Source organism: Binatus sp. (SeqCode) (assembly GCF_050013435.1).
In the GTDB taxonomy this organism is placed as follows: domain Bacteria; phylum Desulfobacterota; class Binatia; order Binatales; family Binataceae; genus Binatus.
The window spans coordinates 1-10,478 of sequence record NZ_JBEKFG010000103.1; the positions used below are offsets into that span (position 1 = coordinate 1).

The 10,478-nt window shown below is 60.9% G+C and carries 8 protein-coding genes and 1 pseudogene; 4 read left to right on the top strand and 5 right to left on the bottom strand.

Annotated features, from left to right (window positions below; genetic code table 11):
- Positions 1 to 778, bottom strand: a 778-nt coding sequence (locus ABSB13_RS15710; RefSeq protein ID WP_428110191.1) for a VWA domain-containing protein, incomplete at its 3' end; no start/stop codon positions are given.
- A 267-nt stretch (positions 779 to 1,045) separates the two neighbouring features.
- Here ABSB13_RS15710 and ABSB13_RS15715 point away from each other — a divergent pair.
- From ABSB13_RS15715 to ABSB13_RS15730, 4 genes and pseudogenes are all read left to right on the top strand, one after another.
- Positions 1,046 to 2,266 (top strand): LLM class flavin-dependent oxidoreductase, encoded by a 1,221-nt coding sequence (locus tag ABSB13_RS15715; protein WP_428110193.1) that lies wholly within the window; start codon positions 1,046 to 1,048, stop codon positions 2,264 to 2,266.
- Between the two features lie 172 nt (positions 2,267 to 2,438).
- Positions 2,439 to 3,412, top strand: a pseudogene (locus tag ABSB13_RS15720) (XamI family restriction endonuclease).
- Between the two features lie 2 nt (positions 3,413 to 3,414).
- On the top strand, positions 3,415 to 4,995 hold the full coding sequence (locus ABSB13_RS15725; RefSeq protein ID WP_428110194.1) for an Eco57I restriction-modification methylase domain-containing protein: 1,581 nt from the start codon (positions 3,415 to 3,417) through the stop codon (positions 4,993 to 4,995).
- 94 nt (positions 4,996 to 5,089) lie between these two features.
- On the top strand, positions 5,090 to 6,256 hold the full coding sequence (locus ABSB13_RS15730; RefSeq protein ID WP_428110195.1) for a M20 family metallopeptidase: 1,167 nt from the start codon (positions 5,090 to 5,092) through the stop codon (positions 6,254 to 6,256).
- A 17-nt stretch (positions 6,257 to 6,273) separates the two neighbouring features.
- Here ABSB13_RS15730 and ABSB13_RS15735 read toward each other — a convergent pair whose 3' ends face one another.
- The 4 genes from ABSB13_RS15735 to ABSB13_RS15750 form a co-directional block, all read right to left on the bottom strand.
- On the bottom strand, positions 6,274 to 6,528 hold the full coding sequence (locus ABSB13_RS15735; RefSeq protein WP_428110197.1) for an FmdB family zinc ribbon protein: 255 nt from the start codon (positions 6,526 to 6,528) through the stop codon (positions 6,274 to 6,276).
- A gap of 8 nt (positions 6,529 to 6,536) precedes the next feature.
- A complete protein-coding gene (mce, locus tag ABSB13_RS15740) occupies positions 6,537 to 6,941 on the bottom strand; it encodes a methylmalonyl-CoA epimerase (RefSeq protein WP_428110198.1) in 405 nt (134 codons plus the stop codon).
- 7 nt (positions 6,942 to 6,948) lie between these two features.
- Positions 6,949 to 9,342 carry a hypothetical protein gene (locus ABSB13_RS15745; RefSeq protein ID WP_428110200.1) on the bottom strand — a complete coding sequence of 798 codons (2,394 nt, stop codon included), beginning with the start codon at positions 9,340 to 9,342 and terminating at the stop codon, positions 6,949 to 6,951.
- Positions 9,343 to 9,411: 69 nt separating this feature from the next.
- Positions 9,412 to 10,137 (bottom strand): HAD-IA family hydrolase, encoded by a 726-nt coding sequence (locus ABSB13_RS15750; RefSeq protein WP_428110201.1) that lies wholly within the window; start codon positions 10,135 to 10,137, stop codon positions 9,412 to 9,414.
- Positions 10,138 to 10,478 lie beyond the last annotated feature (341 nt).

Sequence of the window (10,478 nt, forward strand, 5' to 3'; positions counted from 1 at the left end):
CCTGGGCGACGACGTCATTCACCGTCGAGGCGCTGGTGTTGTCCATTCCGTCGGTGACGACGAGCAGCGCTTTTTTGTCGTAGCGGCCTCGTTGCACCATCTGCAACCCCTGCATGATCGCGTCGAACAAAGCGGTCTGCCCGTAGGCGTGCAGCAATGAGAGGCGGCGCATCACGAGATCGTGATTGGTCGTAAACGGCTGGAGCAGGAACGGGTGGCTGGAAAACGCGAACAGAAACACGTCGTCCTTGTCATTGAGATTGTTCAGAAACTGCGAGATCGCGGCGCGCGCCTGCGGAATTTTGGGCGTCATGCTGCCCGAAGTGTCCACCAGGATGCCGACCGAGACCGGAGTGTTCAGGTCTTGACGAAAGAATTCTATCGGGCGCTGCTGCCCGTCCATGTAGAGTTTGAAATCTTCCTTTTGCAGCCCGGTGATGTAGCTGCCGCTCGGTTCGGTCACTGTCACCGTGACCTGTTCGTAACCCGGCTGCTGGCGCAACTCGCGCATCGGCAGCACCAGCTCCTGGCCGGCTTGCGGAACCTGCGGCGGGATGTTGAGCGAGTCGCCGCCCTGTTTCGCCGGCATCGACGGCAGCTCGAGCGTCGAGGTTTCCTTGCCCTGACCGCCGGGCATCACCATCGGCGCAGGAATCGACGATCCCTGCTGCGCCGCGGCGGGCACGGCTGTGCCAATCACGATCGCCAGCGCCATCACCGCGGCCGTAACCGCGGAAATCAAGCTGCCTGCTATGCCCGGAATTGTTGTCGTTGTCATCGCGATGCCAGCGCTCCGCCGCAGGGGCGCGCGTTCATATGTAATGATCCTATTTGCTCCTGCGTTGGGCAAGCCAGTCAGTTCTTCCGGGCTCTTGCATTCCCAATGCTTCCACCTCTTGGACGAATTCGCGCAGGCAAAGTTTCAAGGCGGCCGCGCAATCCAGCCGGTACCAGCCCTATTTCGCGTTCTGATTTCGTCGTAACCTGACAAGCCTGCCGTGGGCCAGGGCGGCCGGCTTAGACCCTGCCCGACCAAGGAGGAATGATGAAGTTCGGAATTTTCATCGCCCCGTTCCACCGCGTCGGCGAAAACCCGACGCTCTGCTTCGAACGCGACCTGCAGCTGATCGAGTGGCTCGACGCGCTCGGCTACGAAGAGGCGTTCATCGGCGAGCATCATTCGTCGGGATGGGAAATAATCCCGTCGCCCGAAATCTTCATGGCGGTCGCCGCGACGCGCACCCGGCGGATCATGCTCGGCTCCGGCGTCGTCAGCATCCCGTATCATCACCCCTTCAACGTCGCCAACCGTTTCGCCCTGCTCGATCATCTGACCCATGGCCGCGTGATGCTGGGATGCGGTCCGGGCGCGCTGGCCGCCGACGCGCACATGCTCGGCATCGACTCGACAACTCAGCGCAAGCGGATGGTCGAGGGCGTCAGCGCAATCCTTCGCCTGTTCACTGAAGAGGGCAAGATTTCGATCGACGGCTCGTACTTCAAGCTCGTCGATGCGCACCTGCAGGTGAAGCCGTTTCAGCAGCCGCACTTGCCGATCTTCGTCGCGAGCACGGTGTCGCCGTCGGGGATGGTGGCGGCGGGACAGCTCGGCTGCGGCGTGCTGTCGGTCGCCTCGTACGCGCCGCGCGGTCTGGACGATCTGATGAAGCGCTGGGCGATGGCGGAAGAGTCGGCGGCTGAAAATGGCAAGACTGTTGACCGCAGGAATTGGCGGATGGTCTTCCCGATTCACCTCGCCGAGACGCGACAGGAGGCGATGGACGATATTCGCGACGGCGCCAACTCGTGGATTCGCGACTACTTTATCGACACGCTCGGTGCGCGTCTCCAGTTCGAGGAATATCCGAATCAGCCGGCCGAGGAGCTGACGATCGATCGGATGATTGGGCGCGGCGGCGCGATCATTGGAACGCCCGACGATGCGATCGCGAAGATCAAGGAACTGCAGCAGGCAACCGGCGGCTTCGGCGGCATCCTGGGACTCGCGCACGAATGGACCACGCGCGAAAAGACGCTTCGCTCCTACGAGCTGTTCGCGCGTTACGTCGCGCCGCAGTTCCAGGGTCAGGTCGCGCATCAGATCAAATACTCCAACGACTGGGCGCGCGAGAATCGCGATCTGATGTTCGGCAAGACGGTGGCAGGAATCGTAACCGCGATGCAGGACTACGCGCAGCACAAAGTCGAGAAGGGCGAGCCGGTGCCGGAAATGCTGACGCAGCCGCTGACCCGCGTCCGCCCGTAGCCGGTTGTTAAAGGACAATCGTTGCCTGTCGGTTTCGGTTTCAAGCGTTTCAACACCTGCGTTAATACAGGCTTCTTGCTTGCGACCCTCTATCCCGGATGCCAAGTGTGATCTACGATCGGCCTTGGCGCCGCAGACCGGTCAACTTTGGGTCACAAGAGGTCGCGCAAGAATGCCTTCTGACAGTCAAAATCGAGGTGTCAACAGGACCAAGCCAGACCGCTGGAAGGCTGATATTCTTCAGTCGGTCGATATGTACAACGATTGGTTTCTGAAGTTCGCGCCCGCCGCCTATCGCGAAACACGCATCAAGACGACCAAGGACGTCGAGTCGACCCTCATTAAAACTAAAAATCTAACGGTTGTGAGTGCGGCTGTATTGAAGCTGGAGCCAAGCGTCCTGCCTACGTTGCGTATGGCTACCTGCCCGCCGCTGGCGGTCGACAGGTTGATCGGCCTCGCAGGCGTATCGCGCAATCTAGTCGGCTGCATGGAGAAAGGAACGATCCCGTTGCGCATGAATGCAGCATCGCTTGAAAAGGATCTCAATAAGATTGGCGCCATCGTTGAGCGGATGGCCGATCCGGATATTTTTGTATGGCGCGGCCGCAGAGCGGCCGCGACGGAGCCTGAGATGCACCGCGCCGCTACCATCGTCGCTGATCGTCTGTGCGGATCTATCGCAAATCCAATTATCCGCAATGCCCAGGAGAAGCGTCAGCTTGCGGCAATAGGGGCTTGGCTACAAGCGCGCGGCTATAGTGCTCTCCCACCGAAAACTAAATTCGACGCTATGCCGCCTGGCACGTTCGGCTTCCGTCTGAACGTGCCGGTTAAGCGTGAAGGTCCTGCGCCGACGATCAACATTCCGATCGACACCGTTGTCATGCCAAAAGGGCCGGAGCCGGCGAACTGCCCTTGCTCATCGAGGCGAAATCGGCAGGCGACTTCACCAACGTGAACAAGCGCCGCAAGGAAGAGGCCGCCAAAGTGAGTCAGCTGCGTGTCGCCTATGGCGCGAAGGTTCGCTTCATCCTGTTTCTGTGCGGATACTTCGATAGCGGCTATCTTGGATACGAGGCGGCTGAAGGCATTGATTGGGTGTGGGAACATCGGATCGATGAACTCGCCAAGTTCGGGTTGTAGGAATGGATGCGCTGTCGGCAATAGAAGCACGCCGGGTTGCCCTCCAGGACGAGCTAGACGGTCGCAAGACACAGAAGGAGCGCAACCGGCTGGGCCAGTTCGCGACACCGACGCTTCTTGCTTCTGATTTGCTGGCGCACGCGCGCACGCTGGTGCCGGAGGACGCGCCAGTGCGGTTCCTAGATCCCGCAATCGGCACCGGCTCTTTCTACACGGCGCTGCTGCGCCACTTCGCGGCGGAGCGGCTAAAGGCCGCGGTAGGGGTCGAAATTGATCCTCATTATGGCAATCCCGCGCGCGAACTCTGGCTCGATCGCGGTCTCAAAATCGAACTTGACGACTTTACGGCGATGAAACCGCCCATCCCAGCGGAACGCTTCAACCTCATTGTCTGTAATCCGCCCTATGTCCGGCATCATCACATGGGAGCGGATGAAAAGGGACGGCTGCAGGCCGCTACGACTGCCGCATCCGGCGTCCGCATGGCAGGCCTGGCCGGGCTGTATTGTTATTTCCTCGGGTTGGCACATGCGTGGCTGGCAGATGACGGAATTGCAGGATGGTTGATCCCCAGCGAATTCATGGACGTTAACTATGGCGGGCCAGTGAAGCGCTACCTGCTCAATAAAGTTGAGTTGCTGCGCATTCATCGGTTCGACCCAAGCGATCTGCAATTCGGAGATGCGCTTGTGTCTTCGGCGGTGGTCTGGTTTCGCAAACGGCGTGCGGAATCCGGGCACCAAGTGGCATTGAGTTATGGGGGGACGCTCTCGCGGCCGACTCATTCGCGGCTTGTGCCTGCCTCGGCTCTGCAAAATCAGCGCAAATGGACGGGTTTGGCGACGGCCGGAATGAAGGACACTGGCGAAGGACTTCGGCTCGCGGACTTCTTCTCTATAAAGCGTGGCCTCGCCACTGGCCATAACAGATTTTTCATTTTGTCGCGCGCAGAGATCGAAGAGCACGGGCTGCCACTTGAATTTTTCAAGCCGATCTTGCCGGGGCCGCGTCATCTTCCTTCAGACGTAATCGAAGCCGAAGCAGACGGAGCGCCTCGGATTGAACGGCAACAGTTCATCCTCGATTGTCGGCTGCCGGAAGATAAGGTGCGCGGGCGATTCCCGAAGCTCTGGGCATATCTGAAAACGGGCAAGCCAAAGGTGTCCGATACTTATTTGTGCAGCCGTCGAAATCCCTGGTATTCGCAGGAAACCCGTCCGCCAGCGCCCTTCGTTTGTACCTACATGGGGCGGGGCCTCGCCAAGCGAGAAAAGCCTTTTCGTTTCATTCTCAATCGTTCGCAGGCGACAGCGGCAAATGTGTATCTGATGCTCTACCCAATTCCGGCACTGGCGAAAGCGCTTGAGGGCGCTCCGCAACTAGCGCGCCAAATTTGGGAGTTCCTGGATTCGATCCCGTCTGCGACCCTTCTCGGAGAGGGCCGGGTCTATGGAGGCGGGCTCTACAAGATGGAGCCGAAGGAGCTCGCGAACGTGCCTGCGGATGCAATCGCAGCGCTACTGCCGGCGACTGAGGGACAGCCCGCGAAGCAACGCGAAATGTTTCCGAAACGGGCTCTATAGAATTGGGAGAGGCTTCCGGACCGCGGCGGAGTTTGGATAATTTGCACGCTCGGTGCTACTCACAATGCTACCCAGCACCGACGGGAGCATATCGATGGACGCTCACGCTGAAATCTGTCGCGCGATCGATACCTACCGCGACAAAGCGGTCGCGCTCAGCCACGAAATCCACGAGCATCCCGAGCTCAAGTTCCAGGAGCATTTCGCCGCCGGCCTGCTGACCAAAGCCGCCACCGAATTGGGTCTCGAGGTCGAGCGCGAGGCCGGCGGACTCAAGACCGCGTTTCGCGCCGAGTTCGGCGCCAGCGGTCCCACGGTCGCAATCCTCGCCGAATACGACGCCCTGCCCAATGGCCATTCATGCGGCCACAACCTGATCGCCGGCGCCGCGCTCAGCGCCGTCGCGGGTTTGAAGAGCATCGCGAGCCAACTGCCGGGACGAGTCGTTTTTCTCGGCACCCCGGCCGAGGAAGGCGGCGGTGGAAAGATAATCCTGATCAATAACGGCGCGTTGCGGGGCGTCGATGCGGCCATGATGGCGCATCCCACCGACGCCGAATTCTGCACGATGCCCGCGCTCGCCACGCTCCATCTCAAGCTGACTTTTCATGGTCGCGGCGCGCACGCGGCCATGGCGCCATGGGACGGCTCGAGCGCGTTGGCCGCAGTGATCCAGACCTTTCAGAGCGTCGATGCGATGCGACTGCACCTGCGCGACGGCTCGCGCATCCACGGCATCATCACCGACGGCGGCCGCGCGGTTAATATCATCCCGGAGCGCACCGAGTGCCTGTTTTTGGCGCGCGCCAGGACCAGCCGCTACGCCAATGAAATCGGCGCGCGGGTGATCAGATGCGCCGAGGGCGCCGCGATGGCGACCGGAACGCGCGTCGAGCATGTTGTCGAAGGCGGTTACAAGAATATGATCAACAATCTCAGCATGGCGCATCGTTACGCCGCGCATAGCGAGGCGCTCGGCGCAAAATCTATCGAAGCCCCGGCAGGCACGCCCACCGGCAGCACCGACATGGGCGACGTCAGTCATGTGATGCCGGCGATTCATCCGTCGTTCGCGATCTCGCGTCACGGCGAGGGCAATTGCCACGAAGACGCGTTCGTCGCGCACGCAGACTCAGAGCGCGGCTACGATGCGATGATTCGGGTGGCGAAGGCGATGGCGATGACCGCGTACGATTTGCTCGCGCAGCCCGAATTGCTGGCGTCGGCAAAAAAGGAATTCGAAGCGCGCAAAGAGAGCTGAAGCGAGCGAGCGCGGCGCTAGTGGCAGCCGCATCCACCCCCGCCGCATCCGCCACCACCGCATCCACCGCCGCTCGCCGCGCCGGAATTGGCCATCGCGTACGCGGCCGCGGCGGCGCCGTCGCCATTGCTGCCGCGCGCCGCGAAGGTCGACATCTCGCGCTTCAGCTTCGAGCCGTGACAGAGCGGGCACTGCGCGCCGCCGTCACCGGGGCGCACGAGCGCCTCGAACGAGTGGTCGCACTTGGCGCATCGGTATTCGTAAATGGGCATCTCTTTCTCTACTCGCCGGGTGGCTGGGCGTATTCAACCAGGACGCCGCGGGTGGCCTTGGGATGCAGGAAGCAGATCATTCCCGCCAGGCCGCGACGCGGCTTCTGATCGATTAGCTGGATTCCTTTGCCGCGCGCGGCTTCGAGCTCACGGGCGACGTCGTCGGTCTCGAAGCATACGTGATGCAAGCCGCCGCCGTGGCGCGCGAGGAACTTGCCCACGGCATTGCCGGCGTTGAGCGGTTCGAGCAGTTCGATCTCGCTCTCGCCGGCTTTGAGCAACGCGGCCCGGACGCCCTGCTCTTCAATCGTGGCGCTCGTGGTGAAATGCAGGCCGAGCGTGTCGCGCCAGAATCTCAAGCCCGCGTCGAGACTCGGCACGACGACGCCGACGTGATGAATCTTTTTGAGCATCGCCGCGCTACTTCCGGTTATCCAGGCATATCTTGCGCTGCAGCGCGTCCCACGAAGTCTTCATCTCGGGCGAGCCCAGGGTGGGATGTTCGGCGCGGGTCTGCGCCAGCTTGCTGCATGCGCCCTGGGTATTGCCTTGCTCGTTGTAGATAGCCGCGATGTTGTATTTCGCCTCGTACCACAGGATGTCGGACTCGGCCGCCGTGCTCTCGACGGTGGTCCACAGCGTCACCGCGTCCTTCCAGTCCTTCTTGGCTTGCGCGATACGGGCGAGTCCGGCGTTCGCATCGGGCGATGCGGGGTCGGCCTTCACGACCTCCTGATAAACCTTTTCCGCTTCTTCTTCATGGTCGGTAGCTTGCAGCGCCTGGCCGTAAATAGACAGCGTACCGGTCAGATTTTTGACCGGGATTTTGCCCGACGCCACCATGTCCGCGAAAAATTTGTACGCAGTGGCGGTCAGCATCGCGTTTTTCTTGTATGCCGTCTCCTTGTTATTTGCCTTGGCTTCCTGCGCCGCCTTCCAGAAGTCGATTCCGAGTTCCTTGATGAAATCGCCCTTGGCGATGTTGCCCTTGCTGCGTTCGACGATTGCGGCGACGTCGGTGTTGACATCGTCGTACTTGCCGAGATGATCGAGCGCCGTGATGCGCCATTCGGCCACATCCTGGAACTTCGCATTCATGCTCGGGAATTGCGATTCGTATCCGTTAAGCAGCGTTGCGACCTGCGCGTAGTCAACTTTATCCGGGTCTTCTTCGAGGATCGAAGCAAGCATGTAGATCGCTTCGCCGCGAATCTCATGAACCGTTTTCTTGCCCGTCCCGGAGGCGGTACGCTCCGCCTCGGGACCCATCTTGATTGCCTCGTTGATGTTTTCGAGCGTCAGCTTTCTGACCGACTCGGTATCGATCTTGGGCCCCTTGTTATCCTTGGCGCTGGCGCCCTGGAGCTGGGCGTAGTAGCACTCGGCGGCCTTGAACTTGGCGGTGAAGGTGAATTCGGGGTCGCCCTTGACCTGGGAGTACAACTCGGCGGCCTCGACGTATTTATTCTGCTGCTGCAGGAGACCGGCGAGTTGCACGCGCATCTCGGCAATGTGCTCGCCGTTGGGATATTTCTGCACGTAGTCCTGCGCGGCCTTCACCCACAGATCTTCGAGCGCCTTATCCTTCGAACCGCCCTGCTCCCATCGGCTATGCGCGAGGCTGAATCTCACGTACTCGGCCCATTGCGCGTCGCCGCCGCCGCCCGACGCGATCTTGCTCAGCATCGCCTCGACCTGGTCGTAGCGCTTCTCGCGCAGATAGATGTCGATGGCGAACTTGTAGGCCTTGGGATATTTTCCGCTGGCGCCCGCCTCGACATAGTACTTGGCCGCGTTGGCCTCATCCTTGCGCGAGAGCAAGACGGCGGCGAGCAGCCATTTCTCGAACGGATCGTTCGAGCTGCCGAATTCCTCGACTGCGTTGTTTGGAAATTTGGACGCCGCCGCTACATCGATCGCCCATCCTTCCTTGTCGTTTTCCTTGGTCTTCATCGCGTCGATGATCTGCTTGTGATAGGCGGCCTTCTTGGCCGGGTCGCTGGTGGCCCGTTCGGCGCTGAACAGGGTCTGCAACTGAAGCATGAGCTCGCCGCCTCCGCCTTTCCCGCCTCCGCTAGGCGGGAGCAGCTTCGCGGCCTCCTCGGCCTTGCCCATCTTGGCGTAAGTGGTGGAGAGTCCCTCGCGCGCCGCTGCGTATTGCTGCGTGCCGCTGCCGTCATCCATGATTTTCTTGAAGTCGGCGATCGCGTGGTCGTATTCGGCGTGATCGAACTTGCCCAACTCGCGTTCGCAGTAGGCGCGGCCGAGGGTATTTTCGCGTATCAGGTTGGGATCGGGCATCGCCAGCGTGCTGGCGGTGAAGCCGTCGATCGCCTCATTGAGCAGTTTCTTCGATTGGTCGGCGTTATCGTCGAACAGAGTGGTCGCAGCCGTGAAGCGCAGCCATGCAAGCGGATATGCGGCTTTCAATGCCAACTGTTCGGGCTGGTCGTAGTCGCATTGCCCGCCGTTGTCGATCTGCGCGATACAATCATCTTTCTTCTTCGAATAGACCGTCTGCATCCGATCGAGCATCGAATCGAGCTGATGGTAGAGCGGTATCAGCGCGCCCTTGTCCACCTTGCCGCTCGAAGTGACCTTGGCAAAAGTTCCCTCGGCGTTGTCGAGCTTGGCTATCACCTGGTCGGCAGTCGATGCGTTGGCCTCGGCGGACGACATCTGGCCCGAGAGGCTCGAAAGCTCGCTCGCAAGGTCTCCGGCACTTTGCGCGGAGGCGACGGCGGCGGTGAAGGCGAGCGTAAAAAATGCGGTTAGCATCACCATCAGGCGACGCGAAAAGAGCACACGGTTCATTTTTGTAATCCCCAAAATACTGTTCCCCGGAAAATTGTGGCCTTAGATAAGAATAACGCAGCGACAACGTCAAGCGAGTCTGAATACTTGCGCAACCTGTGGGACGCTGGCAAGCGAACAAATTCGGGCGGTGCGGGCCGCAATCGACGGTGCGGCCTGCTGATTTCCGCGATCGATCAGGACCGCAGCCATCCCGATGGCCGCCGCAGGGGCGAAATCGAGATGCTCCGAGTCGCCGATATGCATCGCCTCATGCGGCGGCGCGCCGGCGCGTGAAAGGGCCGCCTGGTACACCTCGCGCCGCGGCTTGGCATAGCCGGCTTCGGAGGAAATCGTGATCGAATCGAAGTAACGGGTCAGGTCGAGGCCGTCGAGAATCCGATACAAGCGGTAATCGAAGTTCGAGATCACGCCCAGTTTGAGTCCATCGTTCTTTAGACGTTGCAGCATCGGCGCCGCTTCAAGATCCGCAATCCAGCTATCGGGATCGGCGAAATGGGCAAACAGCGCGTCGAAGTAAGCGTCGAAGCCGGACCATGCACCCATCGGCGCGAACGTCTCGCCCACCCGCCGCCGCCACCATTCCCGCTCCAGGCGTCGAAGCTCGCCGGGCGCATGTCCGGGTCCGAAGGCCAGACCGGGCGCCGCACCGAAAGCACGGCGAAAACCGGCGGCGACGGTGTCCTCGGAGGCGTCGAGGCCGAATTGCCGCGCGAGGCGGGCGTAGGTGCGTCCGACAGGCTCGCGCGGCTCGAACAGCGTGCCTGCGGCGTCGAAGAATGCGGCAAGGATCATGCGAATCAATTCATTGTAGCATTATTGAATGTGAAACCCTTGAAGGAAGAATCACCTGCGCGGTGGGCGGCAGGGCTGAGCCCTGCACCGCAGTGAGAAGACGCGAAAATCTGCGCAGCGCATCTTTTCGCGACTACGCGATAGAAGGGACCGCGCCCGCCAACGGCGGGCGGCCTTAACATTGGGTGCAGGGGTCACCCCCTGCCAGGGGTCACCCCTGCCGCCCACCGCGCAGGTGATTCTTCCTTCAAGGGTTTCACATTCAATAATGCTACAATGAATTGATTCGCATGATCCTTGCCGCATTCTTCGACGCCGCAGGCACGCTGTTCGAGCCGCGC

Excerpts from the sequence above, each read along its gene's own strand:
- ABSB13_RS15715 (WP_428110193.1), top strand. The coding sequence starts at position 1,046 with ATGAAGTTCGGAATTTTCATCGCCCCGTTCCACCGCGTCGGCGAAAAC.
- ABSB13_RS15725 (WP_428110194.1), top strand. The coding sequence starts at position 3,415 with ATGGATGCGCTGTCGGCAATAGAAGCACGCCGGGTTGCCCTCCAGGAC.
- ABSB13_RS15730 (WP_428110195.1), top strand. The coding sequence starts at position 5,090 with ATGGACGCTCACGCTGAAATCTGTCGCGCGATCGATACCTACCGCGAC.
- ABSB13_RS15735 (WP_428110197.1), bottom strand. The coding sequence starts at position 6,528 with ATGCCCATTTACGAATACCGATGCGCCAAGTGCGACCACTCGTTCGAG.
- mce (WP_428110198.1), bottom strand. The coding sequence starts at position 6,941 with ATGCTCAAAAAGATTCATCACGTCGGCGTCGTCGTGCCGAGTCTCGAC.
- ABSB13_RS15745 (WP_428110200.1), bottom strand. The coding sequence starts at position 9,342 with ATGAACCGTGTGCTCTTTTCGCGTCGCCTGATGGTGATGCTAACCGCA.
- ABSB13_RS15750 (WP_428110201.1), bottom strand. The coding sequence starts at position 10,137 with ATGATCCTTGCCGCATTCTTCGACGCCGCAGGCACGCTGTTCGAGCCG.